Here is a 25834-nt window from a genome sequence, read left to right as displayed (position 1 = left end):
CGATTTCGTAGCGCTAGCAGATCAACATCCTGTTCGCAGCATGGTGGGTAGCACCGCGGTGTCGGCGTGGGCGGGATTCTTGCTCGGCGCCGTCAGTTGCCGCGGGGCCGGAGGGCTGCGGCCAGCGGTCGATTTCGTCGATTTGGAGCGCTATGCCGTTGCGGCCTGGGAGGCGATGGCGGCTGGCGGTGCTCGATGGGGGTCGGGAGTCCGGTTGCGCTGGATGGTTGAGGGGGTTAGGGCCGGGTTTGGTTGAGGGGGGTTGGGGCCGGGTTTGTGGTGGGTGGTTGAGGGGGGTTGGGGTGTGGGGGTGGGCGGTATGCTGGGGTGGGCCGTGACTGGCGCGTTCGGGTGGGGATGACCACTGGGGAGCGGTCCCGTCGAGATGACGTGTTGCCGTGCGCCTGGGCCTCTTCGCTACGTGATAGGGAGGTCCTATGTCTGAGTTGAATGCTGAGTCCACCGCTTTCCGTGCCGCGCTCGAGGTTGTGCGGTCGGTCGAGCCGCGGATCGCTGATGCGATCGCACAGGAGCTGACCGACCAGCGGGAGTCGTTGAAGCTGATCGCGAGTGAGAACTACGCTTCGCCGGCCGTGCTGCTCGCCATGGGCAACTGGCTGTCGGACAAGTATGCCGAAGGCACGATCGGGCGGCGCTTCTATGCCGGATGCCAGAACGTCGACACCGTTGAGTCGGTTGCGGTGGAGCATGCCAAGGCGCTGTTCGACGCACCGTACGCCTATGTTCAGCCGCACTCCGGAATCGATGCGAACCTTGTCGCGTACTGGGCGATCCTTGCCGACCGGGTTGAGGTTCCCTATCTGCAGAAGTTCGAGAAGCGGCAGATCAACGAGCTGACCGACGCCGAGTGGGCGGAGCTGCGGCAGGCGTTCGGCAACCAGCGGCTGCTCGGCATGTCGCTTGATGCCGGTGGCCACCTCACCCACGGGTTCCGGCCGAACATCTCCGGCAAGATGTTCGACCAGCGCAGCTACGGGGTCGACCCGGCCACCGGGCAGATCGATTACGCGGCGCTGCGGGAAACGGCCAAGGAGTTCAAGCCTGCGGTTATCGTGGGCGGCTATTCGGCGTACCCCCGGAAAGTGAATTTCGCCAAGATGCGCGAGATCGCCGACGAGGTGGGTGCGACGTTCATGGTCGACATGGCGCACTTCGCCGGGCTGGTCGCCGGTGGCGTGTTCACCGGGGACTACAACCCGATCCCGCATGCGCACATCGTCACCACCACCACGCACAAGAGCCTGCGCGGACCGCGCGGTGGCGCCGTGTTCTGCCAGCCGGAGCTGTCGTCGCAGGTGGACCGGGGCTGCCCGATGGTGCTCGGCGGTCCGCTGCCGCACGTGATGGCCGCTAAGGCGATCGCGTTCGCGGAGGCGCGCCGGCCCGAATTCGCGGACTACGCCCAGCAGATCGTCACCAACAGCCAGGCGCTCGCCGAGGGCCTCGCCAAGCGCGGCGTTCAGCTGGTGTCCGGCGGCACCGACAACCACCTGGTGCTGCTCGACGTGCACCCGTTCGGGATCACCGGACGCCAGGCCGAGCAGGCGCTGCTCGACAGCGGCATCGTCACCAACCGCAACGCGATCCCGAACGACCCGAACGGCGCCTGGTACACCTCGGGCATCCGCATCGGCACCCCGGCCCTGACCAGCCGTGGCCTCGGCGTCGCTGAGATGGACCAGATCGCCGAGCTCATCCACACCGTGCTCAGCAACACCAGCCCGGCCGAGGGCTCGAAGGCGAAGTTCGCCCTCGACGGGGCGCTCGCCGACCGGGTCAGCAAGCAGGCCACCGAGCTGCTCGCGCCGTTCCCGCTCTACCCGTCCGTCAGTATCTGACCGTTTTCAGTCACCGCCCCCGCGAGAAGCTGTCTCGCGGGGGCGGTTTCGTATGCGGGGCACGGCGGCGGGGGAAGGCGCGGGGAGAGCGCGAGGCATGACGCGGCGCGGGCGGCATGACGCGGCGCGGGCGGCATGACGCGGCGCGGGCATGGGGGCAGGACGCGGCGTGGCGCGGGGCATGGGGGCAGGACGCGGCGCGGGGCGGGGCGGTATGACGTGGGGAGGGCGGGGCGTCAGGTTTGGGGTGGGAGGCGGTGCAGGGTGACGTCGGTCAGGGTGCCGGCGGTGGCGGTTGCGGTCAGGTAGGTGGCGTACGGCTGGCGCCGGCGGTCGGTCGGGGAGCCGGGGTTGAGCAGCCGCAAGCCGGACGGGGCCGTGGTGTCCCAGGGGATGTGGGAGTGGCCGAACACCAGGACGTCCGTGTCCGGGAAGCGGTCCGCGCAGCGTTTCTCGCGGCCGCCGGCCGGCCCGGTCTCGTGCACCACGGCGAAGCGCAGACCGCCCAGCGAGGCCTCGGCGATCTCCGGAAGACGGGTCCGCAGCGCCGGCCCGTCGTTGTTGCCGTAGCAGCCGATCAAGCGGTTGGCGCGGGAGGAGAGTTCGTCGAGCAGGCTCACATCCACCCAGTCGCCGGCGTGGATCACCACGTCGGCCTCGGCCACCGCGGCCCAGAGTGGGGGTGGCAGGTCGCGGGCGCGCTTCGGAACATGGGTGTCGCTGATCAGTAGGAGACGCAAGAGGTCCACCTGCTCGACTATGCCCTTTATCGGACTTGTGACAACCATGGACGGCACTGGTTCTGAGCGCGTTGGGGTGAAACGGCATCGGCGGCGTGCCGGGGCCCACGGGTACGCCGCGTGTGAGGTGGCGGACCCGGCGGGAGGTGCACGTCGTCAACGAGAGCCGCGCGGCGGCCGTACCCCCGTACGTCGTCAAGGTCCTGGACTGATCTCCCCGCTGCCACGCGCGATCAGGGTTGTCGCCACCCGGATCTCGCGCGGTGGGCCGTCGTACCCGTCGATGCGCTCGAACAGTGCCTCGGCGGCCACCCGGCCGATCCGCGCCGGATGCTGCGCCACCACGGTGACCGCGGGTTCGAGCAGGTCGGCGAGGGGGAAGTCGTCGAAGGCGACGAGCGCCACCGACCGATGCCGGCCCAGCCGGCGCAGCGCCCGCAGCGCGCCGATGGTGATGACACTGTGGCTGGTGAACAGTGCGGTCGGCGGGTCGGCCCGGCGCAGCAGGGTGATCGTGGCGCGTTCGGCGGCCGCCTCGCCGCGGATGTCGTGCACCACCGGGCCGGGCCGGTTGCCCAGTGCCTGGAGGTAGCCCCGGAACCGCTCGCGCGCGGTCGGGATGTGCGGGCGGTCGCCGAGGTAGGCGATCCGCCGGTGTCCGTGCCCGACGAGATGCCGGACCGCGCCGGCGGCGCCCGCGACGTTCGTGGAGACCACCGTGTCGGCGCGGAATCCGGCGGGGGCCCGGTCCACGAAGACGACCGGCGTGCCGGTGAAATGGCTCAGGTATCCCTGATCTGAACCGGTCGGGGCGAGGATGAGCCCATCGGTCTGTCGTTGCCGGAACGCGCGGGCCAGTTCCCGTTCCCGGCCGTCGTCGTCGCCGACGCTGCCGGTGAGCACGTGCACCCCGCGGGCGTGTGCCTCGTCCTCGATCGCCCGGTGGAGGGCGCCGGAGAACGGGTTCGAAACGTCCTCCAGCAGGACACCGATGGTCCGGGTGCGGCGGTCGTTGCGGCGCAGCATGCTGGCGCCCAGGTGGGGGCGGTAGTCGAGGGACTCGACGGCGGCCCGCACCCGGGCGGCGAGGTCCGGGGTGACCGTGGGTTCGCCGTTCACCACCCGGGAGACGGTTTTCAGGCTCACTCCGGCGGTGCGTGCCACGTCGTTCATGGTCGGCCGGGCCACGGGCCACTCCGATGATCACTCAGTGCAACACGATGGAAACTTATTGTTGACACTGCGGAGGGCTGGGCGTCTACTCCATGACAACGTTGTCTCTCGATGTCTGGAGGCGGGCATGCGCCAGCAGTCCAGGCTCCTCGCGGCTGCCGCCTGCACGATCCTGCTGCTCACGGGCGCCACCGCCTGCAACCGCGGCACCGGGGAACCGGTCGTCGGCCTGATCACCAAGACCGACACCAACCCCTTCTTCGTGACCATGAAAAGCGGCGCGCAGCAGGCGGCCGAGCAGGAGGCCGTCGACCTGCAGACGTTCGCCGGCAAGATCGACGGCGACAACGAGGCGCAGGTGCAGGCGATCGAGAACCTGATCTCGTTCGGCGCCAAGGGCTTCCTGATCACCCCGAACGACTCCCAGGCGATCGTGCCCTCGATCGACCGCGCGCGTGAGGCCGACATGCTCGTGATCGCCCTGGACACCCCGGTCGACCCGGCGGACGCGGTGGACGCCACCTTCGCCACCGACAACTTCGAGGCCGGCCGCTTGATCGGGCAGTGGGCGAAAGCGAAGTTCGTCGCCGACGGGACGCAGGCGCGGATCGCGATGCTCGACCTCAACCCGAACCAGGTCTCCGTCGACGTCCAGCGGGACCAGGGGTTCCTGGAGGGCTTCGGCATCGACGTCGCCGACCCCGCACGGATCGGCGACGAGACCGATCCACGGATCGCCGGGCACGACGTCACCGACGGCAACGAGGAGGGTGGGCGTACCGCGATGGAGAACCTGCTCCAGAAGGATCCGTCGATCAACCTGGTCTACACCATCAACGAACCGGCGGCGGCGGGCGCGTACGAGGCGCTGAAAGCCGCCGGCAAGGAACAGGGCGTCACGATCGTCTCCGTCGACGGCGGCTGTCCCGGTGTCGACAACGTCGCGGCCGGCGTGATCGGCGCGACCTCCATGCAGTTCCCGATCAAGATGGCGCAGCTGGGTGTCGAGGCGATCGCGCAGTACGCCAAGGACGGCACCCGGCCGCAGAACACCGCCGGCAAGAACTTCGTCGACACCGGCGTCGATCTGATCACCGACGACCCGCAGCCCGGCGTGGAGGCGAAGGACTCCGCGTGGGGCAAGCAGAACTGCTGGGGCTGACCAATGGCGACCACCACCGCAGACTTCGAGACCCGGAAGCACGACTCGGCCGGCCTGCGCCTGCAGCACCTCCTGCACGGCAATCCGGTCCTCGGCCCACTCGCCGTCCTGATCGTGGCGATCGTCGCGTTCTCGATCGTCAACGGCCGGTTCTTCTCCGCGGCGAACCTGTCCCTGGTGCTGCTGCAAGTCACCGTGATCGCGACGCTGGCCCTCGGGCAGACCCTGATCATCCTGACCGCCGGCATCGACCTCTCCGCCGGTGCGATAGCGGTCTTCTCGTCGATCCTGATGGCGCTCTTCTGCACCGACGCGGGGCTGCCCGGGCCGATCGCGCTGCTGATCGGCCTGGTCTGCGGCACCGCGATGGGCGCGCTCAACGGGGTGCTCGTCACCCGGATCAAACTGCCACCGTTCATCGTCACGCTCGGCACGCTGACCATCTTCTTCTCGCTCAACTCGGTGGTCAGCAACAGCGAGACGGTACGCGGCTCGGACATGCCGGGCCTGATGACCTGGACCGGCGACTCGATCCCGATCGGTGACTTCCGGCTCAGCTACGGCTCGATCATCATGCTGCTGCTCTTCGGCTTCTTCGCGTACGCGCTGACCTGGACCGCCTGGGGCAAGCACATCTACGCCACCGGTGACGACGTCGAGGCGGCCCGGCTGGCGGGTATCCGGACCGGCCGGGTGCTGTTCTCGGTCTACGCGACGGCGGGCCTGCTCTACGCGGTCGCCGGCTGGATCCTGATCGGACGGCTCGCCTCGGCCAGCCCGAACGTCGGCACCGAGTACAACCTGGACTCGATCACCGCCGTGGTGCTCGGCGGCACCAGCCTCTTCGGCGGCCGCGGCGGCGTGATCGGCACCTTGATCGGAGCCCTGATCGTCGGCGTCTTCCGCAACGGCCTGCAACTGGCTGGTGTCGAGGTGGTGTGGCAGGGCTTCGCGATCGGGCTGCTCGTGCTGATCGCCGTCTCCCTCGACCAGTGGATCAGGAAGGTGAAAACGTGACGACTCCCGTTCTGGAAGCGAAGGGCCTGACCAAGCGGTACGGCCGGGTCGTCGCGATCGACGGCAGCGACCTCGAGCTGCTCCCCGGGGAGATCCTCGCCGTGATCGGCGACAACGGCGCCGGCAAGTCCAGCCTGATCAAGGCGCTGTCCGGCGCGCTGGTCCCGGACGCCGGCGAGATCCTGCTGGACGGCCGGCCGATTCAGTTCCGCAATCCGATGGAGGCCCGGTCCGCCGGCATCGAAACCGTCTACCAGACCCTGGCGGTCGCCCCCGGGCTGGACATCGCGGACAACCTGTTCCTCGGCCGGGAGCAGCGCCGGCCGGGCCCGCTGGGATCGATCTTCCGGATGCTGGACCGCCGCGGGATGCGGGCGGAAGCCAAGCGGCACATGAGCGACCTGGGCGTCGGCACCCTGCAGAACATCGGCCAGGCGGTCGAGTCGCTCTCCGGCGGCCAGCGGCAGGCGGTCGCGGTGGCCCGGTCGGCCGCGTTCGGCAGCAAGGTGGTGATCCTCGACGAGCCCACGGCGGCGCTCGGCGTCAAGGAGGGCAACCGGGTGCTGCAACTGATCCGCGACGTGCGCGACCGCGGGCTGCCGGTGATCCTTATCAGTCACAACATGCCGCACGTCTTCGAGGTGGCGGACCGGATCCACATCCAGCGGCTGGGCCGGCGCGTCGCGGTGATCGATCCGAAGGCGTACAGCATGTCGCAGGCGGTAGCCATCATGACGGGTGCGGCGGAGCCCCCGGAGGAGATGGCGGGTGCGGCAGCGCCCCCGGCGGGCACGACGGATGCGGCGGAGCCTCCGGAGGAGTAGACCGGAGGTATGACGATAGGAATCACGGGTGCCACCGGAAACGTCGGTTCGCGAGCGGTCCGCCTGCTGATCCAGGCCGGGGAACGGCCGCGGGTCCTGGTCCGCGACCCCGGGCGGCTCGACCCCGGTCTCGCCGGGCTCGTCGACGTCGCGCGCGGCGACCTGCTCGACCCGGACTTCGTCGAGACCGCGACGGACGGGCTCGACGCGCTGCTCTGGATCACCCCGGAGAATTTCACGGCCGAGGATCCCCTGGCCGAGATGGGTGCGATGGCGGCGGCGGGTGCCGCGGCGGTCAAGACCCGGGGCGTACGGCGCGTCGTGCTGATCAGCAGTGTCGGAGCGGAACGCCGTACCGGCGCCGGCCTGATCGACGGGCTGGCCCGGGCCGAGGAGGAGTTCGCCGCCACCGGGGTGGACCTGGCGATCCTGCGCAACGGCTACTACTTCACCAACCTCCTCGGCAACCTCGACGAGCTGCGCAACGGCCGGCTCTCCACCACGATGCCGGCGGACCGGGCGATGTCCTGGGTCGACCCGCGCGACGTCGGCGACGTCGCGGCCGCCCGGCTGCTCGCCGGTGGCTGGTCCGGCACGGTCGTGCAGGCCGTGCACGGGCCGGCCGACCTGACCTGGGCGCAGGTCACCGCGATCGTCGGCGCCGCGATCGGGCGCGAGGTGGAACTCGACGTGATCGGCGACGACGTCATGCGGGCCGGGCTCGCGCAGGCCGGACTCTCCGCGCCGGCGGTGGACGGCCTGGTCGGGATGATCGCCGGGCAGCGGGACGGGTTCACGCCGGAACAGGCCCGGACCGCGGTGACCACCACACCGACCACACTGGCCTCCTGGACCACCGACGTGCTGGCTCCCGCGCTGGCCGGCTGAGGATTTCCCTCAGGGGCCCGCGTGCTCCGACGATGAGGGGCGCATGAGGTTCCGCCGAGCACACCGGCGCCCGCACGTCCGCAACGGCTCCCGGCTGTTCGCGACGTACGCGGCGGCCAGTCTGGTGCCCGTGGTGGCCCTCGGCGCGCTGACCCTGCACAGCTACCGCGAGGACGCCGCCGAGCAGGGGCGGGCGCAGGGGCTCGCCCAGGCCGCGGTGATCGCCGAGATGGCTGTCGCGCCGGCGCTGAGCAACGAGGGCTACATCGGCAGCGCCGGACTCGCCGACGGGCTCACGGCGGAACAGGCCACGAGCATGCGGGAGGCCACCGAACAAGCGATCTTCCGGGGCTCGGTGCTGCGTCTGCGGGTGCGCAGTTTCACCGGGCGGGTGCTCTTCTCCGACGACGGCTCGACCACCGGCGGGGTGCCGGTCGCCGACCCGGACTTCCAGGCCGCCACGGCCGGCGAGTCCCGGGCCGAGGTGATCGGCACCGAGGTGATCCGGGTGCTGCAGCCGCTGGTGGCGAACGCGTCCGGTCAGTCCGTCGGGGTGCTCGAGCTGTATCTGCCGTACGCCACGATCGCCGATCGGTTCCACAGCCAGGTGAGCCGCACCTGGTGGCGCATCGGTGGCGGCCTGGCCGCGCTCTACCTGGTCCTGGCCATGCTGGCCTGGTGGACCACCCGGTCGCTGAGCCGGTACGCGGCCCGCCAGGAGTACCAGGCCACGCACGACGCGCTGACCGGCCTGCCGAACCGGGCGGCGTTCCGGGCCCGGACCGAGCAGGTCCTCGCGGCCGCCGTCCGGGACGGTGGCACCGGTGCGGTGGTGCTCGTCGACCTCAACCGGTTCAAGGAGGTCAACGACACCCTCGGCCACCACGCCGGCGACGAGTTGCTGCGGACGGTGGCCCAGCGGATGAGCGCGGCGATCGGGCCGGCCGACGTGCTCGCCCGCATCGGCGGCGACGAGTTCGCCATGCTGCTGCCGGGCCGGACCGCGACCGAGGCGGTGGCGCTGCTGCGCGAGGTGCGCGACCGCGTCTCCGACGAACTCGTCCTGGAGGGTGTGCCGCTGAGCATCGAGGCGGCGTTCGGTGTGGCGGTCTACCCGGAGCACGGCACCGACGTGCAGGAGCTCAAGCAACGCGCCGACTTCGCGATGTACCAGGGCAAGCGCGGCGCCTCCGACATCGTGGTCCACTCCGGCAGCGACGCCGCGCACCCGCACCAGTGGCTGGTCGTGCAGGCCGAGCTGCGGCACGCGCTGGAACGCGACGAACTGGTCCTGCACTACCAGCCGAAGGTCACGCTGCCCGGCGGCGAGGTGTGCGGGGTGGAGGCGCTGGTCCGCTGGCAGCACCCGCAGCGCGGGCTGCTCCCGCCCGGCGAGTTCCTGCCGGCCGCCGAGCACTCCGGGCTGATCGTGCCGCTCACCGAATGGGTGCTGCGCCGGGCGCTCACCGACCAGGTCGGCTGGACCGCGACCGGGCAGGAGTGGACGCTCTCGGTGAACGTCTCGGCCCGCAACCTCGAGGTGCCCGGTTTCCCGCGGCTCGTGACGGACCTGCTCGCGGAGACCGGCACCGCGCCGGACCGGCTGATCCTGGAGGTCACCGAGACCGCGCTGGCCGCCGACACCGACGAGGTGGCCCGCGCCGTCGCCGAGCTGGGCGGTGGTGGCATCGGCATCTCGGTGGACGACTTCGGCACCGGGTACACCAGCCTCTCGCACCTGCGTGGCCTGCCGATCACCGAAATCAAGATCGATCGGGCGTTCGTCGCCGACGTGGCCCGTGACTCGCAGAGCCAGGCGATCGTCCGCTCGGTCATCGAGCTGGCGCACGGTCTCGGCAGCCGGGCCACGGCCGAGGGCGTCGAGACCGCCGAGGTCCGCCGCTGGCTCGCCGAGGCCGGCTGCGACGAGGCCCAGGGCTACCTCTTCGGCCGGCCGGTTCCCTGGCCGCAGATCTCCGTCACCGCACACGCCGAACCCGAAGGGGCAAACCGATGAGGATCCGCCGGTTCATCGCCGCGACAAGTTCCGCGCTCCTGCTGGCTGCGGGCGGGTGTGCCAAGAGCGAGCCGGCGGCCGTGGCCGAAGGGCTCGACATCACCGGCGGCGTGACCGTCGACCAGACGTTGCACGACCGGCTGCCGCAGGCGATCCAGGCCCGCGGCTCGATCCGGCTGGTGACCGATCCCAGTTACGCGCCGATGGAGTACTTCGCGGCCGACGGCCGTACCATCATCGGTTTCTCTCCCGACCTGGCCACCGCGCTGGGTGAGGTGCTCGGCATCCGCGCCGAGATGGTGGCCGGCAGTTTCGGCAGCGCCCTGGACGAGGTGAACGCCGGCGAGTTCGACGGCGTGCTCTCCTCGATGACCGACACACCGGACCGGCAGGCCGAGGCGGACTTCGTCAACTACCTCAACGCCGGGACGTCGATCGTGGTGCAGCGCGGCAACCCGCAGCGGATCACCACGTTCGAGACCCTGTGCGGCCGGACCGTCGGCACCGAGAAGGGCACCCTGCAGGAGGAGATGCTTCAGCGCCTGCAGACCCGGTGCGGCGACCGCCGGATGGTGATCGACAGCGAGCCGACGAACGCGGACGCGCTGGTGCTGCTGCGCACCGGCCGGGTGGACGCGGTGCCGGTCGACCACCCGCCCGCGGCCTACCTGGTGAGCGAGCCGCGGACCAGCGCGTTCTACGAGCTGGCGTCGGAGGTTCAGTACGAGCCCGGCCTGTTCGGCATCGCCGTCGCCAAGCACGACACGGAGTTGAGGTACTGCCTGCGGGAGGCCCTGCAGCGACTGATCGACTCCGGGATCTACGGCGAGTTGCTGGCGCGCTGGGGGCTCACGTCGAGCGCGGTGCTCACCGCCACCGTGAACGGGAAGTCGACGACCGTTTGATCTCGCGCTTGCAAAGTGAAGGGCCAGCCGGCGAAGGGCCAGCCGGCGAAGGGCCAGCCGGCGAAGGGCCAGCCAGCGAAGGGCCGGAAAGCGACGGGCCGGCCCGATGATCGGGCCGGCCCGGTGGGGTCAGTGGGCTGAGTTGCGTTTCGGCAGGATCAGTTCCTCATGGTCGAGTTCGCGGTTCAGGACCCGCAAACTGTCGTCGCTGAGACGCCCGGCGTCCCGCCAGCGCAGCAGCTCCTCGCGCTCGGCGTCGATGACGGCCTGCCGGACCATGAGCGCGGCCTCGTACTGCGGTGAGGTCGGCAGGTCGCTCGACTCGGACTGTTCGAGCAGGTCGAGGCGGCGGCGGTACCGGTCGAGCCGGACCTGGAGCTGCCGGCGCATGGTCTCGATCGCCTCGTCCTCGACGTTGTCGTGCTGCTGTTCCTGGATGTCGTCGAGCCGGTCGAGGGCGGCCCGCACGGCGGCCGAGCGGGCCTCGTTGCGCAGCCGGGCCTTGTCGGTCTGGTTGGCGCGCAGGCCGAGCCGGCGTACCAGTGGCGCGAAGGTGAGGCCCTGGCCGACCAGGGTGACCAGCACGACCGCGATGGCGCAGAAGTGCAGCAACTCGCGGTCGGGGAAGCCGGCGGGCAGCGTGAAGATCGCCGCGAGGGTGATCACGCCGCGGGTGCCGGCCCAGCTCAGGACCGTGATCTCCTTGCCGGTGAGCGGGACCTCGCGGTTCGTGGTGTCGTCCTCGTCGACCTGGCCACCCAGCCTGGTGTGCAGCGAGCGCGGCAGCCACTGGGTGATCACGAGCCAGAGCGGGCGCAGCAGCAGGACCACGCCGAGCGTGATCGTCAGCGCGATGATGATCGTGCTGGTCTCGTACTGGGCGAGGCCGTCGATCACCTTCGGCACCTGCTGGCCGATCAGCAGGAAGACGACGCCTTCCAGCAAGAAGTCGATCAGGCGCCAGACGGCGCTGGTCTGCAGGCGGCTCGCACCGGTCGTGTAGCGCGGGGTGTCGTGGCCGACGATCAGGCCAGCGACGACCACGGCGAGCACGCCGGAGATCACCACGTAGTGGTGGACGAAATCGTTCTCACAGATCAGATACGCCGCGAGCGGCGTGATGAGCGAGAGCGCGTTCGCATTGAGCGGGTCGGAGCGCAGGGCCTTGAGACCCCGGACGGCGTACGCGACTGCGACACCGACCAGCACACCACCGACCGCGGAGATGACGAACTGGCCCACCGCGTTGTCGAACGCGAAGTTGCCGTCCGCGTGGGCGGCGACCGCGACGGTCAGGATGGTCAGCGCTGTCGCGTCGTTGAGCAGACCCTCACCGGAGATCAGCGTGACCAGCTTGCCCGGCAGCCCGGCCTTGCGGCCGACCGCGAGAGCCGCGACCGGGTCGGGCGGTGCGACCGCCGCGCCCAGGGCGACACCCGCGGCGAGGGTGGCCCCGGCCACCCAGAGCGAGAAGCCGAGGCCGATCAGGAGCGCGGTGACCAGCACCAGCACCACCGAGAGGCTGATCACCGTCCGCATGTTGCGGCGGATGTCGAGCAGTGATGAATCGAGCGCGGCGTTGTAGAGCAACGGCGGCAGGATGAACGTCAGGACGAGTTCGGGTTCCAGTTCGAGGTTGGGACCCGGCAGGTAGGCGTAGACAATGCCGATCAGGGTGAGCAAGACCGCCGCGGGGAGGCCGGTCTTCTCGGTGACCCAGCGCACCGCGATGATCACCGCGACAGCACCCAGGCCGAAAAGCAGGATCTCCTCGAGATTCATTCGATCATTGTCGCTGCTGGGACGCGGCGGGATTCGACGAGGTCGGCGTTTAACGTGGCGGTAACTTGCGCTGTGCGTCGGTGAGTGCCTGGTGGTGGTGCTGGAGGACCGGCAAGGCGGCGGTGGCGAGGTTCTCGACCGACGGCTCGCTGCCGGTGTCCAGGACGATCCGGGTCAAAGTGATCGCTCGTTCGTGGGCGATCAGCTGGCTGCCGAGGAAAAGCGTGTCGAAGTCGGCGCCGTCGGCCGCCCGGTACTGCTCGACCAGGGTCCGCTGCTCGGAGTTGGGTTCGGCGGGCAGTTCGACCTGGAGGCGGGCGGCCGCCTCGCGTACCGCCGTGTCGAGCCGGCGGTGGTAGACGGCGAACTCGCGGCCGAACGCGCGGACCGGCTCGGTGGTGCCCTTGCGCTTGGCGAGGCGGCCGACCGTGATCTGGGCGAGGTTGCCCTGGTGGGCGGCGATCAGGAAGTCCGCGTCCGGGTTCAGCGGCCGGGCTTGGGCGGGGTGGGCTTGGGTGGGGTGGGCTCCACAGGCGGCGAACATGACGACCGCGCTCAGGGTGGCAATGACGTTACGGAAAGTCATAAACGCAGCATAAGCCGACAAGTCGGGCACGATCGGTCACCGACGCCGCCGGCACCCTTCCGGCAGTGCGACGACGTGGTCGCGCTGCTCGACCGCCTGTCGGTGCGGCGGGCGGTGCTGGTCGGATGGTCGCGGCGTCCGTCGCCGGCTGCCGTGTCGTACCGATCGAAGGGGCCGCTCACATGCCGAACATGGAGCGGCCCGATCGGGTCAACGCGGTGTTACGCGAATTCCTGGCGGATCAGTAGCGGTAGTGCTCGGGCTTGAACGGGCCCTCGACGTCCACGCCCAGGTACTCCGCCTGCTTCTTGGTGAGGGTGGTGAGGCGGACGCCGAGCGCGTCCAGGTGCAGCCGGGCCACCTTCTCGTCCAGGTGCTTGGGCAGCACGTAGACCTGCTTCTCGTACTCGCCGGGCTTGGTCCAGAGCTCGATCTGGGCCATCACCTGGTTGGTGAACGAGTTCGACATGACGAAGCTGGGGTGCCCGGTGGCGTTGCCCAGGTTCATCAGCCGGCCCTCGGAGAGGACGATCACCGAGTGGCCGTCCGGGAAGCGCCACTCGTGCACCTGCGGCTTGATCTCGACCTTCTCGATGCCCGGGACCTTGGCGAGCCCGGCCATGTCGATCTCGTCGTCGAAGTGACCGACGTTGCCGACGATCGCGTTGTGCTTCATCGCGGAGAGATGCTCGACCGTGATGATGTCGGTGCCACCGGTGGTGGTGATGAAGATGTCGGCCTCGCCGACCACGTCCTCGAGCCGGACGACCTGCATGCCGTCCATCGCGGCCTGCAGCGCGCAGATCGGGTCGACCTCGGTCACCACGACACGGGCGCCCTGGCCACGCAGGGTCTCCGCGGAGCCCTTGCCGACGTCGCCGTAACCGCAGACCACGGCCAGCTTGCCGCCGAGCATCACGTCGGTGGCCCGGTTCAGGCCGTCGACGAGCGAGTGGCGGATGCCGTACTTGTTGTCGAACTTGCTCTTGGTGACCGCGTCGTTGACGTTGATCGCCGGGAAGAGCAGCGTGCCCTCCTTGGCGAGCTTGTAGAGCCGCGCCACACCGGTGGTGGTCTCCTCGGTCACGCCCTTGATGTCAGCGGCGATCTTCGTGAAGCGGTCCTTGGAGCCGGCCAGGCTCTCGCGCAGCGTCTCCAGGATGATCGAGTACTCGTGGTTGTCCTCCGGCGTGGTCCGCGGGACCGCACCGGCCGCCTCGAACTCGACACCCTTGTGCACGAGCAGGGTGGCGTCACCGCCGTCGTCCAGGATCATGTTCGGGCCCTGGCCGTCGCCGAAGTCGAAGAGCCGCATGGTGGCCCACCAGTACTCCTCGAGGGTCTCGCCCTTCCAGGCGAAGACCGGCACGCCGGCCGGGGCGTCGACCGTGCCGGTCGGGCCGACCACGACCGCGGCGGCCGCCTCGTCCTGCGTCGAGAAGATGTTGCAGGAGACCCAGCGGACCTCGGCGCCAAGCGCGACCAGGGTCTCGATCAGCACGGCGGTCTGCACGGTCATGTGCAGCGAACCGGCGATCCGGGCACCGGCCAGCGGCTTCGAGTCGCCGAACTCGGTGCGCAGCGACATCAGGCCGGGCATCTCGTGCTCGGCGAGGCGCAGCTGGTGACGGCCGGCCTCGGCCAGGGACAGATCGGCAACGGCGAAGTCGAGACCGTTGACGGATCGAAGTTTGTCGCTCATGAAAAGAGGGCTCCTCCCTCTCAGGAGGCGCCCTTGCGTCATCTAACCCGGCCGAGCGTGGCGGGTTTGGTGACCCGTTGCAGCGCCTCTCGGCAGGGCTCCTCAACTTTAGCCGACCGAACGCATGATCACATCCGGCGCGGCGTTCCGTCCGTATCAGTGATCACGTAGGTGCCGTCGCCCAGCGGCGTCAGGTCGTACTGATCGATGGTGGTGACCCGCAGTTCGCCCAGCACCTCACCGGTACGGGCGTCGACCCGGTAATGCCGCCACCACTCCTCCTCGTCCGCCGACTCCGCCTCGTCGTCCACGCCGGCCAGCACCGCGATCACGGTGTGCTCGTCCAGGTAGCCGCCGCTCCACTCGAGGAAGACCTCGTCGCGGGCGGCGAAACCGAAGTCCGCCGCGGTCAGCCGGAGCCGGGTCCGCCCGTCGGGAAGGTCATGGATCAGCAGATCCTCCTGTTCGTGCCCGACGGTCATGAACTGCGACCCGTCCGGCGACGCCGCGATGAGCACCCGGTCGTCCCAGCCGAAATCGTGCAGCGACGTGCCCGGCCCGGCCTGCGACGTGCCCGGCCCCGCCTGCGGGGTGCCCGGCCCGGCCAGGTAGATCCGCACGCCGTCCTGGCCCTCGCCGACCCCCAGCAGCATCCGCCCGTCCGGGAGTGCGCACTGGTTGCCGCCGTGCCCCACCGTCGGCAGCACGTGCCGGGCGCGGACCTCGCCGGTGGCGGCGTCCAGGGCGAACCACACGTCCTCGCCCCGATCGGCCATGGCGTCCGGCGCGTAGACCCAGACCAGGGCGTCGTCGGCGGAGAACGCGACATCGACAGCCGCGACGCCACGGCCCGGCCCGCGCACGCCGAGGTCGAAACGCCACTGCGGGCGCCCGTCCGGATCGATGAGCACGACGGCGTCCTCGGTGGCGTAGGCCAGACGATCGCGGGCGGCCGGGGCGGCGTACCCCTGCGTCCCTGGATCTTTGTAACTTCCCGGCGGCGGTGTCGGGAAGGTCCGGACCAGGTCCATCGCGGCGTCGAACACGTCGACACCGTCCGGCCGCAAGCGGGAGATCACGCGCATCCGGGGAGCGTATCGGTGTTGCGGCGCGTCACGCTGCGCCCTGTCACGCGAAGGGGCGAGAAAACATCAAAGACCTTCCATGAGCCCTCAAAAACCCATCATCCTGTACGCGTGAAGCACCCCCACCCCATCCGCGAGATCGCCGCGCGAGCCGGGTTGAGCCAGGCCACCGTGGACCGCGTGCTGCACAACCGGGGCGGGGTCCGGGAGAGCACCGTCCGGCAGGTGCACCGGGCGATCGCCGAACTGGACCGTCTCGAACCGGCGTCCGGCCGCACCTACGTGATCGACGTGGTGCTCCGGACGTCGCGCGGTCACGGCGCCGCGGTGCGGGCCGCCCTGGACGCGGAGATCGCTGAGGTGCCGGTTCTGGTGCGTCCGCGGCTGCACCTCACCGACGAGCCGGCGCAGGCCCTCGACCGGGTCGGCCGGTCCCGGTCGCACGGCCTGATCGTGCTGGCACCGCCCGCGCCGGAGGTCGCCGACGCGGTGGCCCGGCTCGATGTCCCGGTGGTGACCCTCAACACCGATCTGCCGGCGGGCAAGCGGATCGCGCACGTCGGCGTCGACGACTTCGACGCCGGCGCCACCGCGGGACACCTCGTCGACCGGCTGCTCGCGGACCGGGCCGGCGACGTGCTGCTGATCAACGGGCGGGGTGCCCGGGAGGCCGGCTTCCGTTCGGTGCTGCCGGCCCGCCGGGTGCTCACCGCGACCGCCGGGTCCCTGCTCGCGGAGGCCGTGCCGCCGGTCGCCGGGCTTGCGGAGGCCGTGCCGCCGGTCGCCGGGCTTGCGGAGGGCGGGTCGTTGCGGGCCATCCTGGCCGGCAACCCGTCGGTCCGGGCCGTCTACTGCGCCGGCACCGGCGGGACTGCCGAGGTGGTCGCCGCGTTCGCTGCCGAGCGGCGCAACTACGACGTGTTCGTCGCGCACGGGCTGGACGAGGAGAACGTAGCCCTGCTGCGGGCTCAGCGGATCTCCGCGGTGCTGCACCAGGACCTCCGGTCCGATCTGCGGCACGCCGTCCTCGCGATCCTTCGCGCGCAGGGCGTGCTGCCCGGGCCGATCCGGTCCCGCCCCGCCGCGGTGCAGGTGATCACCCCGTACAACGTTCCGCCGGCCGAGTTCTGAACGCCTCCCGCGACGCCAGTTTTCATTGAGTTGCAAGAACTCGTCGAAAAAGCGAAAGACATGGACGAGTGCTTGTGAGTTAGATCACCGGGCATCTATCGTCGGCTCACCACCGGAAGAAGTGAGCGTCGATGTCCGCACATAGGAAACTGTCCGCCCTCGTCCTCGGCGCGGTCCTGGGAGTCACCGGGACCGCGCCGGCAGTCGCCGCGACGCCGGCCGGAACCGCCGCGCCCGCCGGAACCGCCGCGCCGGCCGGAACCACCGCGCCCGCGCCGCCCGGCAAGATCACCCGGGCCGCCCTCGACCCGGCCCTGAGCGCCGGCCGGGGCGCCGACGTCGCCTTCCTCGAGCAGGAGGCCGAGCACGCGGCCACCAGCGGGACGGTGATCGGGCCGGACCGGACGGCGTACACGTTGCCCGCCGAAGCGTCCGGTCGCTCCGCCGTCACCCTCGACCCGGGTGAGTTCGTGGAGTTCACCCTGCCGCGCGCCGCCAACGCGATCACCGTGCGGTACAGCATTCCGGACGCGCCGGCCGGTGGCGGGATCACCGCGCCGCTCACCGTGCGCACCAAGCACGGCACCCGGACGATGCCGCTGACGTCGCAGTACTCCTGGCTCTACAACCAGTACCAGTTCACCAACGACCCGCGGGCCGACCTGCTGCACCCGGACTGGTGGATCACCGAGTGCCAGTGCGTGCCGGCCGCGACCACGCCGGCGCCGGTGATCACCAAGCCGTTCCGGCCGATGCACTTCTACGACGAGCAGCGCCTTCTGCTCGGGCGCACCCACCGGGCCGGCGACACGGTCCGGCTGACCGCGCGGGACGTGCCCACCACGATCGACCTCCTCGATTCCGAGCTGGTCGGCGCACCGAAGGTCGACCTCGCCGCGGTGAACGTGCTGCTCTTCGGCGCCGACCCGACCGGCCGGCGCGATGCGGCGCCGGCCATCGAGAGAGCGATGGCGTACGCCAAGAAGACGCACCGCCGGGTCTATCTGCCGCCCGGCGTCTTCCAGGTGAACCGGCACATCGTGGTCGACGACGTCACGATCACCGGCGCCGGGAACTGGTACACGATCATCAAGGGCCGCGAGGTGGCGCTGGATCGGCCGGCGCCGGACGGCTCGGTGCACACCGGCGTCGGGTTCTACGGCCGCGGCGCCGCCGAGGGTGGCAGCCGCAACGTGCACCTCGCCGACTTCGCCATCCACGGCGACGTGCGGGAACGGATCGACACCGACCAGGTGAACGGCGTCGGCGGCGCGATGAGCGACTCCACGATCCGCGGGCTGCACATCCAGCACACCAAGGTCGGCCTCTGGTTCGACGGTCCGATGTCGAACGTCGCGGTCACCGGCAACATCATTGTCGATCAGATCGCCGACGGGCTGAACTTCCACACCGGCGTCACCGACTCGCTGGTGAGCAACAACTTCGTTCGCAACACCGGTGACGACGCGCTGGCCATGTGGTCGGAGGACACCGTCAACGCCGGCAACACGTTCGACCGCAACACCGTGCAGACGCCGACCCTGGCCAACGGCATCGCGATCTACGGCGGCCGGGACATCACCGTGTCCCGGAACCTGGTCGCCGACCCGATCCGCGAGGGCAGCGCCCTGCACGCGGGCACCCGCTTCGGTGCCGAGCCGTTCGCCGGGTACCTGCGGTTCACCGACAACACCACGGTGCGCGCGGGGACGTACGAGTTGAACTGGAACATCGGGCTCGGCGCGCTCTGGCTGTTCGCGCTGGAGGGCAGCATCGACGCGGACGTGCGGGTCGTCGGTGACCACTACCTGGACAGCACCTACAACGCGATCATGATGGTCGCGGACTGGCCGGTGAAGGATCTCTACTCGATCGACGCTGTGACGTTCAAGGACATCAGAGTCGACGGTACGGGGACCAGCGTGGTCAGCGCCCGCGCCGGCGGTTCCGCGTCCTTCGAGAACGTGGACGCCCGCAACGTCGGCGCGGTCGGCGTGAACAACTGCGGCCGGTTCGGCTTCCCGGCCACCGGTTCCGAGTTCGCCCTCACCGACCGGGGCGGCAACGACGGTGGCTGGCTCGGCCCGTACGTCCCGAACGTCATCACCTGCGACGACCGCCCGCCAGTCGTGGCACCGCCGGCGCCCTCCCACTGGTGATCGGCGCGGCCCGGACCTCACCGGCGAGGTCCGGGCCCGGCCGGTCAGGCGGTCAGCCACCAGGGGCTGGAGTAGGCGACGCCCCAGTCGTTGCAGGGGTGCCCGGACGGGCCGGGGGAGTCGTTGACCCGGGTCGGGTCGGAGACGCGCAGCACCACCCAGGAACCGTCGGCCAGGTCCATCGGGACGGTGAACTCGGTGACCCGGCCGGCCTCGGCGTCGATCACGTCGACCACCTCGGGCGCCCGGTTGCCCGGCCGCAGCACCTGGATGCGCAACGGCTTGCCGGCCCACTCCGGGCCGCGGTCGAGGTCCACCACGAAACGGACGTCACCACCGGTCAGGGGCAGGGTGCCGCCCATCCGTACCCCCGCCGCGGTCGCGTCCAGGCGCAGGCCGCTCACCCGGGTGGCGAAGAAGTTGCGGGACCGCATCGCGGCGAGCACGCCGTTGCGGGTGTTCTCGGCGACCCACAGCCCGGTGCGGCCCTTGCCCTCCGGGTGACCCCAGTCGGTGCCGTGCTCGTCGGTCACACCGGTCAGCCCGGTGCGCCAGCCCGCGTTCAGGCAGGCGTTGAGCGGCGAGCTCTGCCCGCTCGACCAGCCGTCGAAGAGGTAGTCGTCGCCGCGGTTGAACATCTCCAGGCCGACCATCTGGTCCCGCATCGCCGCCTTGTACGCGAAGTCGTTGAACCGCAGCAGCTCCCGCCCCGGGTGGTTGAAGCCGCTGATCCCGCCGGTCGCGGTGATCCAGTCGTAGAGGCGGGACATGCTGCTGGATCCGCCCAGGTCGGTGAAGTCGCCGGTGTACCAGACGTTGACGTGCCCGAGCAGTGGGTGCGACCACTCGAATCCGCGCAGGGCGGTGTAGGTGCCGGGCTGATTGGCCGCGTCCGCGAGCTGCCCGGTGCGGTTCCACTCGGAGCGGCTCAGGCCGTTCACCGCGAACAGCGTGGTGTGGTCGGTGAGCGCGGCGACGTCCAGGCCGGCCGAGCGCATCGACTCGAAGGCGAGGGCCGGGTCGCCGTCACCGTCCGACATCAGGGTGTGGTTGTGCAGGTCGGCGTGGACCAGGGTGGTGCCCTGGCTGATCGCCGAGGCGCGGGCGGCACCGGTGGCGCGTACCGGTGCGGCACCGGTGGCGACGCCGGCGGTCCGTGCCCAGGCGCTGCCCGGGGTCGCCGCGAGCATCAGCAGGCCACCGCTGCCGGCGATCAGGGCGCGGCGGTTCATCGGGGAGTGTGGATGTCCGTGAGCGGTCATGGCCACCAGCAGAGTCGACGAGGGTCAATCCAATGAGGTTTATGAATGTATAGCGGGTTAACGGCGGGGAATCCAGGAACGCACGACGGCCTTGGTAGCCTGGGCGGCGCTTCAGCACCGGGAGATGGGAAACACGTTGAGCCGAACCCTGCTGGTCACCGGTGGCGCCGGATTCGTCGGTGGCGCCCTGATCAGGTCGTTGCTGACCGAGTACCCGGACGCGACGATCGTCTCGCTCGACAACTACTTCACCGGCTCCCGGGAGAGTCACGTCGACGACCCGCGGGTCACCTACATCGACGGCTCGACGGTCGACATCGCGCGGCACTGGGTCGAGGGCGGTTTCTTCTCACCCGAGCTGGTCTTCCACATGGGCGAATATTCGCGCATCGTGCAGTCGTTCGAGGACCACGACCTGACCTGGGACTTCAACCTGCTGGGCACCCGCGAGGTGGTGAAGTTCACCGCCAACCACCGGGCCAAGCTCATCTATGCCGGTTCCAGCTCCAAGTTCGGCAACGACGGGCAGGACGAGAACCTGAACCCGTACGCGTGGACGAAGGCCAAGAACATCGAGTACATCCGGAACTACTCGAACTGGTTCGGGCTCGACTACGCGATCACGTACTTCTACAACGTCTACGGGCCGGGGCAGATCAGCGCGGGCAAGTACGCGACGGTCATCGGCATCTTCGAGCGGCAGTACCTCGCGGGGGAGCCGCTCACCGTGGTGTCACCGGGCACCCAGACGAGGGACTTCACGCACATCGACGACATCGTCCGGGGCCTGATCCTGGTGGCCCGCGGTGGCGAGGGCGACGGTTACCTGCTCGGCGCCGGTCACGAGTGGCCGCTGCTGGACGTCGCCAAGATGTTCGGCGGCGAGTACCAGCTGATCCCGGCCCTGCCCGGCGAGCGCACCCGCGGCCAGGCCGACATCACCAAGGCCGCGTCGCTGGGCTGGCGCCCCGAGCGCAGCCTGGACGAGTACGTCGCGAAGTTCGTGGCGGCACACCCGCGCTGATGCGATAAACCCGCACGCATGTATTCGCGGGAGTTGGGCATGCCGCCCCCATGCAGAACGGCATCAGGGTTGTCGTGGTGGACGGCCACGCCACCTTCGTGCGTGGCCTGGAGACCTTGATCCCCGAGGTCAGCGACGGTCGCGCGACGGTGGTGGCGACGACCGGCGAGTCGGGGAAGGTCGCGAGTGTGATGCGCGCAGCCGTACCGGACGTGGTGTTGCTCGACCCGTGCCTGCCGCCACCCGGCGGGCGGCACCTGGTCGCGCTGGTCCGTGAGGCGGCGCCGCAGGCGCGGATCGTGGCGATCGCGGACGACGGCGACCACACGGTCGCGGTCGAGGCGTTGCACGCCGGTGCGGCAGGTCTGCTGCGCCGCACCGGGGAGATGACGGAGATGCGGCAGCCGTTGCTGGCCGCGTTGGAGGGCTGGGCCGTGGTGCCGCCGGCGCTGCTGAGCACGCTGCTGGAACAGGCCCGCCCGCGGCCGCCGCACCCCGTGGCGGCTCATCTCGACGACGACGACCGGCGGTTGTTGCGCCTGATCGCGGGCGGTGCGTCGACGAGTGAGATCGCCGGGTTGCTGCACGTGTCCGAGCGTACGGTCAAACGCCTGACCGCCTCCCTGCTGCGCAAGATGAAGGTCTCCAGCCGGACCGAGGCGGCGGCGCTGGCCGGCAGCGCCGGTCTGCTGACTTCCGAAGCCGCCTGAGCCCGCGCGGAATTGTCCGTTTACGGACCATTTCTAGTGGTACCGGAACGGCATGGACCAACGAGCGACACCCGTGCTGGACGCCATCGAGCAGTTCCGGCGCGACGACGAGTACACCTTCGCGCTCCCCGGGCACCGGCTCGGTCTCGGGCTCGACGACCGGGCTGCGGCCGTGCTGTCCCGCGGCGCGTTCGAAGCCGATGTGATCACCGCGAAGGTGGCGGTGTCCGACGCCGAGAAGCTGCTGGCCGACGCGGTCGGTGCCCGGCACGCGGTCTTCACCACTTGCGGGTCCAGCATCTCGATCCACACCGCGGTGCTCACCGTGGCCGGTCCCGGCAAGCGCGTGCTCGTCGACCGCAACATGCACAAGTCGGTCGTCGCGTCGCTGATCCTGGCCGGCGCCGAACCGGTCTGGCTGCGCCCCCGGTGGGACCACGAGCGCCAGATCGCCCATCCGGCCGCCGCGGACGACGTGGCCGCGGCGCTGCGGGAGAACCCGGACGTCGCGGCGGTCCTCATGATCACGCCGACCGAGTACGGCACCGGGGCCGACACCGGGGCCATCGCGCGGATCTGTCACCGGTACGGAGTACCGCTGCTCGTCGACGAGGCATGGGGTGCGCACTTCCCGTTCCATCCGGACCTGCCGGCGGCGGCCGTCCAGGCCGGGGCGGACCTGGCGGTGCAGAGCCTGCACAAGGCCGGCGGCGGCCTCTGCCAGGCGTCGGTGATCCTGCTCGGCGGTGACCTGGTGGACCCGGTCGACCTGCGGCTGCGGCTGGACCTGATCACGACGACGAGTACCAGCGCGCTGCTCTACGGCTCGATCGACGGTTACCGGCGGCAGATGGCACTGGACGGGCACCGGCTGCTCGACGAGACCCTGACCCGGGTGAAAGCCCTGCGGGCCCGGCTCGGCAAGCTGCCCGGCCTCGGCGTGCTCGACGAGTCGATCATCGGGCACGACAGCGTGGCCCAGTGGGACCCGCTGAAACTCGTCGCCGACGTCTCCGGGCTCGGCATCACCGGCTATCAGGCGAAGGACTGGATGGCCGAGCGGCACCGGATCGTCGTACAGCTGGGTGATGCCCGGCGGGTGATCTGCTCGCTCACCCACGCGGACGGCTTTGCTGCCCTGGATCGGCTGGCCACGGCGTTCGAGGACCTGGTGGCCGGTCCGCCGGCCGGGCCGGCCGCCGGCGCGACGCCGGAGATCCCGCCGCTGGAGGAGCTGAACCTGGAGCAGGCGATGAGCCCGCGCGAGGCGTACTTCGCCGAGACGGAACAGGTCGCCGACCCGGTCGGGCGGATCTCCGCCGAGATGATCAGCCCGTACCCGCCGGGGGTGCCGGCCGTGCTGCCGGGGGAGCGGTTCACCGCAGCGGTCGTCCGTTACCTACGGGCCGGTCTCGCGTCCGGCATGACCGTGCCGGACGCGAGCGACCCCACCCTGACGACGTTCCGGGTGGTCAGCCGGTAGCCCGGGGGCGCGTGGTCACCGCCGACAGCGGGGTGGCCACCTCCTCCAGGTAGAGCGGCGCCGCCTCCCGCCTTGGCCTCGCGGCCGTGCATGATGTGTGGAGCTGAGCGCCAGGGTCTCCTGCTCGGCGAGAACCGGCCCGACGGCGCTGGCCACGGTGATCTCGAGTCCAGCTACCCGCATCGCGTACGGGAGAGGTCGTAACGATGACCATCGGTGTCGCAGTGATCGGCATGGGCTGGATGGGTCGCGTGCACACCCAGGCCTACCTGCGGGTCCGTCACCACTATCCGGCCCTTCCCGAACCCGTTCTGGTCGCCGTGGCCGACGACGTCCCCGGCCGGGCCGATGCCGCCGCAGCCCGGTTCGGGTTCGCAGGATCCACACAGGATTGGCGCACGCTGGTAACCGACCCGCGGATCCAGGCGGTGAGTGTCACCGCGCCCAACTTCCTGCACCGGGAGATCGGCGCCGCGTTCGCCGCCGCCGGCCGGCACATCTGGATCGAGAAACCGGTCGGGCTCAGCGCCGCCGACGCCCGCGCCGTCACCGGCCCCGGACACGTCACCGTCGGCTTCAACTACCGCAACGCGCCGGCCGTCGCGAAAGCACGGGACCTGCTCGCCGCCGGCCGGATCGGCACCGTCACCCACGCCCGGTTCCGCTTCTTCAGCGACTACGCGGCCTCCCCGGACGCCGCGCTCACCTGGCGTTTCCAGCGTGACCTCGGCGGCAACGGCGTGCTCGGCGACCTCGGTTCCCACGCCGTCGACCTGATCCGGCACCTGCTCGGCGAAATCACCGCGCTGACCGCTGACACGGCGATCCTCATCCCGCAGCGGCGGCGGGCGCTGAACGCCACATCCGGCCACGAGCGGGGTACCGGCGAACCCGGCCCCGTGGAGAACGATGACTGGTTCGCAGCGCTGCTACGGATGACGTCCGGCGCCCGGGTCTCGCTGGAGGCCAGCCGGGTCGCCGCCGGGGACCAGAACCACTACGGCTTCACCATCCACGGGACGGACGGCGTCCTGTCCTGGGACTTCCGCCGGATGGGTGAGCTGCGCGTGGGCGATGCGGTGATTTTCGCCGGGCCCGGGGACGGCGAGTTCGGCGCCTTCCAGCCCGGCCCGGCCACCGCGATGAGCTACGACGACCTCAAGGTGATCGAGGCGGCGAACTTCCTGCGGTCGATCACCGAGGGCGTACCGCACGGCCCGGTTCTGGCCGATGCCGTTCGCGCCGCCGAGATCCTCGACGCGGTGGCGGCCTCGGCCGCCGCTGGGACGTGGGTGACGGTCTGACGCCCGCCCCCTGACGGGACCGGCGTCAGAAAGTGTTGCGGTAGAGCGAGCAGCCGCGGCACACGTCGGGCGGGTCGACGCTCGCCAGGCGCCGGCGGAACTCGCGGTACGCGGGGCCGTGCCAGATCTCCGGGAACGTCGCCTCCGTGAGGTCGCCGAGGGACACCCGGTCGTCGCCCATCACCATGCAGCACGGCTGCACCACACCCGCGCTCGTGACATAGGCGGCGTCCCAGGGCCAGCTGCAACTTCCGGTGCCCTCCTCCGAGAACCGTGGGAGGCGTAGGCGTACCCCTGAATCTTTCGCCGCCCGCGAAGCCGCCGCGAAGGCAGCCTCCGCACGCGCCAGATCCTCCCCGGTCCAGAGCGCCTGCGCGGCGGTGAACGTCCGGATCTCGTCATAACCCCCGGCCGGGTCGGTGTCGTCGAAGCTGTGCGACAGATTTTGTACGCGCAACTCGTCGACCCCGATCCGACCCAGCAGCCGGACAAGTTCCGGCAGCTCACCCACGTTGTCGCGCATCGCGACGAAGACCACCCGGATCCAGGGCGTCGCACTGCCGGCGGCCCGCTTCGCCCGCACCAGCCCTTCCAGGTTCGCGATCACCGTGTCGAACCGCGCACCCTCCCGGATGGCCTCGTAGGCGGCGGCGCTCGCCCCGTCCAGCGACACGTGCAACCAGTCCACCCGGCTCGCCACCAGTTCCTCGGCCCGCTTCCGGTTCAGCAGCGTCGCATTGGTGTTGAAACCGACCCGGATGCCGCGCTGCACCGCGGTCGCGATCATCTCCGGCAGGTACGGCGACAGCAGCGGCTCCCCGAGCCCCTGCAGCGTGAGCTGCCGCAACGGGACGCCGTCGACCAGGCGGTGGAACAGCTCCGCGGGCATGGCGCCGGCCAGTTTGTTCACCGGTGGGCGGTACCGGACCAGGCACATCGTGCAGCGCAGATTGCACGCCGAGGTGACCTCCACCTGGAGGTGGGCGGGAAGCGGCGGTTCCAGCTCGACCGGCATGCCCGC

The 25834-nt window shown here is 70.4% G+C and carries 21 protein-coding genes and 2 riboswitches; of the genes, 13 read left to right on the top strand and 8 right to left on the bottom strand.

All coding sequences use genetic code 11. The features are described 5' to 3' along the window. Window positions 1-324 precede the first annotated feature (324 nt). A riboswitch (ZMP/ZTP riboswitch) is annotated at window positions 325-417 on the top strand. 20 nt (window positions 418-437) lie between these two features. Next, window positions 438-1859, top strand: a complete 1422-nt coding sequence (locus tag LPA41_RS37845) for a glycine hydroxymethyltransferase (RefSeq protein WP_229076102.1) — start codon at window positions 438-440, stop codon at window positions 1857-1859. Window positions 1860-2095: 236 nt separating this feature from the next. Here the strand turns inward: LPA41_RS37845 and LPA41_RS37840 are convergent, their stop codons facing one another. Continuing rightward, the gene (locus tag LPA41_RS37840; protein ID WP_229076109.1) at window positions 2096-2599 is read right to left on the bottom strand and encodes a metallophosphoesterase family protein; all 504 of its coding nucleotides are present in this window, start codon (window positions 2597-2599) and stop codon (window positions 2096-2098) included. A 195-nt stretch (window positions 2600-2794) separates the two neighbouring features. Further along, window positions 2795-3772, bottom strand: coding sequence for a LacI family DNA-binding transcriptional regulator (locus LPA41_RS37835; RefSeq protein ID WP_229076107.1), 978 nt, complete (start codon window positions 3770-3772; stop codon window positions 2795-2797). A 127-nt stretch (window positions 3773-3899) separates the two neighbouring features. Between LPA41_RS37835 and LPA41_RS37830 the strand changes: the two genes are divergently transcribed. Genes LPA41_RS37830 through LPA41_RS37805 form a run of 6 tightly spaced genes read left to right on the top strand, consistent with a single transcriptional unit; the run spans window position 3900 to window position 10585 of the window. Beyond that, window positions 3900-4934, top strand: a complete 1035-nt coding sequence (locus LPA41_RS37830; RefSeq protein WP_229076101.1) for a sugar ABC transporter substrate-binding protein — start codon at window positions 3900-3902, stop codon at window positions 4932-4934. 3 nt (window positions 4935-4937) lie between these two features. Next, window positions 4938-5951, top strand: a complete 1014-nt coding sequence (locus LPA41_RS37825) for an ABC transporter permease (protein ID WP_229076100.1) — start codon at window positions 4938-4940, stop codon at window positions 5949-5951. Beyond that, complete coding sequence (locus tag LPA41_RS37820) at window positions 5948-6775, top strand: ATP-binding cassette domain-containing protein (RefSeq protein ID WP_229076099.1); 828 nt, start codon at window positions 5948-5950, stop codon at window positions 6773-6775. Before LPA41_RS37825 ends, LPA41_RS37820 begins: the two co-directional genes overlap by 4 nt. Window positions 6776-6784: 9 nt before the next feature. Continuing rightward, the gene (locus tag LPA41_RS37815) at window positions 6785-7663 is read left to right on the top strand and encodes an NAD(P)H-binding protein (protein ID WP_229076098.1); all 879 of its coding nucleotides are present in this window, start codon (window positions 6785-6787) and stop codon (window positions 7661-7663) included. 43 nt (window positions 7664-7706) lie between these two features. Beyond that, a complete protein-coding gene (locus tag LPA41_RS37810) occupies window positions 7707-9680 on the top strand; it encodes a bifunctional diguanylate cyclase/phosphodiesterase (RefSeq protein WP_229076097.1) in 1974 nt (657 codons plus the stop codon). Further along, entirely contained in the window at window positions 9677-10585 is a 909-nt protein-coding gene (locus LPA41_RS37805; protein ID WP_229076096.1) for an ABC transporter substrate-binding protein, read from the top strand. Before LPA41_RS37810 ends, LPA41_RS37805 begins: the two co-directional genes overlap by 4 nt. A 129-nt stretch (window positions 10586-10714) precedes the next feature. Here the strand turns inward: LPA41_RS37805 and LPA41_RS37800 are convergent, their stop codons facing one another. From LPA41_RS37800 to LPA41_RS37785, 4 genes are all read right to left on the bottom strand, one after another. Beyond that, window positions 10715-12367 (bottom strand): Na+/H+ antiporter, encoded by a 1653-nt coding sequence (locus tag LPA41_RS37800; protein ID WP_229076095.1) that lies wholly within the window; start codon window positions 12365-12367, stop codon window positions 10715-10717. 49 nt (window positions 12368-12416) lie between these two features. Then, on the bottom strand, window positions 12417-12953 hold the full coding sequence (locus LPA41_RS37795) for a DUF4142 domain-containing protein (RefSeq protein ID WP_229076094.1): 537 nt from the start codon (window positions 12951-12953) through the stop codon (window positions 12417-12419). Window positions 12954-13194: 241 nt separating this feature from the next. After that, window positions 13195-14655: an adenosylhomocysteinase gene (gene ahcY, locus LPA41_RS37790; RefSeq protein WP_229076093.1), complete on the bottom strand. Its 1461-nt coding sequence runs from the start codon at window positions 14653-14655 to the stop codon at window positions 13195-13197. 18 nt (window positions 14656-14673) lie between these two features. Next, a riboswitch (S-adenosyl-L-homocysteine riboswitch) is annotated at window positions 14674-14752 on the bottom strand. Window positions 14753-14783: 31 nt separating this feature from the next. Beyond that, on the bottom strand, window positions 14784-15740 hold the full coding sequence (locus tag LPA41_RS37785; protein WP_229076092.1) for a hypothetical protein: 957 nt from the start codon (window positions 15738-15740) through the stop codon (window positions 14784-14786). A gap of 111 nt (window positions 15741-15851) precedes the next feature. Here LPA41_RS37785 and LPA41_RS37780 point away from each other — a divergent pair, with 111 nt between their 5' ends. Together LPA41_RS37780 and LPA41_RS37775 are read left to right on the top strand one after the other, a co-directional pair. After that, window positions 15852-16871 carry a LacI family DNA-binding transcriptional regulator gene (locus LPA41_RS37780; RefSeq protein WP_229076091.1) on the top strand — a complete coding sequence of 340 codons (1020 nt, stop codon included), beginning with the start codon at window positions 15852-15854 and terminating at the stop codon, window positions 16869-16871. Window positions 16872-17002: 131 nt separating this feature from the next. Further along, window positions 17003-19030: a glycosyl hydrolase family 28-related protein gene (locus tag LPA41_RS37775; protein WP_229076090.1), complete on the top strand. Its 2028-nt coding sequence runs from the start codon at window positions 17003-17005 to the stop codon at window positions 19028-19030. 44 nt (window positions 19031-19074) lie between these two features. On the opposite strand, the gene LPA41_RS37770 is transcribed toward LPA41_RS37775, so the two are convergent. Continuing rightward, complete coding sequence (locus tag LPA41_RS37770; protein ID WP_229076089.1) at window positions 19075-20262, bottom strand: CehA/McbA family metallohydrolase; 1188 nt, start codon at window positions 20260-20262, stop codon at window positions 19075-19077. Window positions 20263-20416: 154 nt separating this feature from the next. Between LPA41_RS37770 and LPA41_RS37765 the strand changes: the two genes are divergently transcribed. The 4 genes from LPA41_RS37765 (at window position 20417) to LPA41_RS37745 (ending at window position 24813) form a co-directional block, all read left to right on the top strand. Further along, window positions 20417-21316 (top strand): NAD-dependent epimerase/dehydratase family protein, encoded by a 900-nt coding sequence (locus LPA41_RS37765; protein ID WP_229076088.1) that lies wholly within the window; start codon window positions 20417-20419, stop codon window positions 21314-21316. A 50-nt stretch (window positions 21317-21366) separates the two neighbouring features. Continuing rightward, window positions 21367-22026 (top strand): response regulator transcription factor, encoded by a 660-nt coding sequence (locus LPA41_RS37760; protein ID WP_229076087.1) that lies wholly within the window; start codon window positions 21367-21369, stop codon window positions 22024-22026. A gap of 52 nt (window positions 22027-22078) precedes the next feature. Next, window positions 22079-23509, top strand: a complete 1431-nt coding sequence (locus tag LPA41_RS42585) for an aminotransferase class I/II-fold pyridoxal phosphate-dependent enzyme (RefSeq protein WP_304523821.1) — start codon at window positions 22079-22081, stop codon at window positions 23507-23509. Between the two features lie 206 nt (window positions 23510-23715). Further along, window positions 23716-24813 carry a Gfo/Idh/MocA family protein gene (locus tag LPA41_RS37745; RefSeq protein WP_229076086.1) on the top strand — a complete coding sequence of 366 codons (1098 nt, stop codon included), beginning with the start codon at window positions 23716-23718 and terminating at the stop codon, window positions 24811-24813. A gap of 25 nt (window positions 24814-24838) precedes the next feature. Here the strand turns inward: LPA41_RS37745 and LPA41_RS37740 are convergent, their stop codons facing one another. Next, window positions 24839-25828, bottom strand: coding sequence for a radical SAM protein (locus tag LPA41_RS37740; RefSeq protein WP_229076085.1), 990 nt, complete (start codon window positions 25826-25828; stop codon window positions 24839-24841). Window positions 25829-25834 lie beyond the last annotated feature (6 nt).

This window comes from Actinoplanes sp. DH11 (assembly GCF_020873875.1).
Classification (GTDB): Bacteria; Actinomycetota; Actinomycetes; order Mycobacteriales; family Micromonosporaceae; genus Actinoplanes.
This window is presented reverse-complemented; position numbering and strand designations above follow the sequence as displayed.

Coding starts and splice junctions, on each gene's coding strand:
- LPA41_RS37845 (WP_229076102.1), top strand. CDS start 438: ATGTCTGAGTTGAATGCTGAGTCCACCGCTTTCCGTGCCGCGCTCGAG.
- LPA41_RS37835 (WP_229076107.1), bottom strand. CDS start 3,772: ATGAACGACGTGGCACGCACCGCCGGAGTGAGCCTGAAAACCGTCTCC.
- LPA41_RS37830 (WP_229076101.1), top strand. CDS start 3,900: ATGCGCCAGCAGTCCAGGCTCCTCGCGGCTGCCGCCTGCACGATCCTG.
- LPA41_RS37825 (WP_229076100.1), top strand. CDS start 4,938: ATGGCGACCACCACCGCAGACTTCGAGACCCGGAAGCACGACTCGGCC.
- LPA41_RS37815 (WP_229076098.1), top strand. CDS start 6,785: ATGACGATAGGAATCACGGGTGCCACCGGAAACGTCGGTTCGCGAGCG.
- LPA41_RS37810 (WP_229076097.1), top strand. CDS start 7,707: ATGAGGTTCCGCCGAGCACACCGGCGCCCGCACGTCCGCAACGGCTCC.
- LPA41_RS37805 (WP_229076096.1), top strand. CDS start 9,677: ATGAGGATCCGCCGGTTCATCGCCGCGACAAGTTCCGCGCTCCTGCTG.
- LPA41_RS37800 (WP_229076095.1), bottom strand. CDS start 12,367: ATGAATCTCGAGGAGATCCTGCTTTTCGGCCTGGGTGCTGTCGCGGTG.
- LPA41_RS37795 (WP_229076094.1), bottom strand. CDS start 12,953: ATGACTTTCCGTAACGTCATTGCCACCCTGAGCGCGGTCGTCATGTTC.
- ahcY (WP_229076093.1), bottom strand. CDS start 14,655: ATGAGCGACAAACTTCGATCCGTCAACGGTCTCGACTTCGCCGTTGCC.
- LPA41_RS37785 (WP_229076092.1), bottom strand. CDS start 15,740: ATGCGCGTGATCTCCCGCTTGCGGCCGGACGGTGTCGACGTGTTCGAC.
- LPA41_RS37775 (WP_229076090.1), top strand. CDS start 17,003: ATGTCCGCACATAGGAAACTGTCCGCCCTCGTCCTCGGCGCGGTCCTG.
- LPA41_RS37770 (WP_229076089.1), bottom strand. CDS start 20,262: ATGAACCGCCGCGCCCTGATCGCCGGCAGCGGTGGCCTGCTGATGCTC.
- LPA41_RS37765 (WP_229076088.1), top strand. CDS start 20,417: ATGGGAAACACGTTGAGCCGAACCCTGCTGGTCACCGGTGGCGCCGGA.
- LPA41_RS37760 (WP_229076087.1), top strand. CDS start 21,367: ATGCAGAACGGCATCAGGGTTGTCGTGGTGGACGGCCACGCCACCTTC.
- LPA41_RS42585 (WP_304523821.1), top strand. CDS start 22,079: ATGGACCAACGAGCGACACCCGTGCTGGACGCCATCGAGCAGTTCCGG.
- LPA41_RS37745 (WP_229076086.1), top strand. CDS start 23,716: ATGACCATCGGTGTCGCAGTGATCGGCATGGGCTGGATGGGTCGCGTG.
- LPA41_RS37740 (WP_229076085.1), bottom strand. CDS start 25,828: ATGCCGGTCGAGCTGGAACCGCCGCTTCCCGCCCACCTCCAGGTGGAG.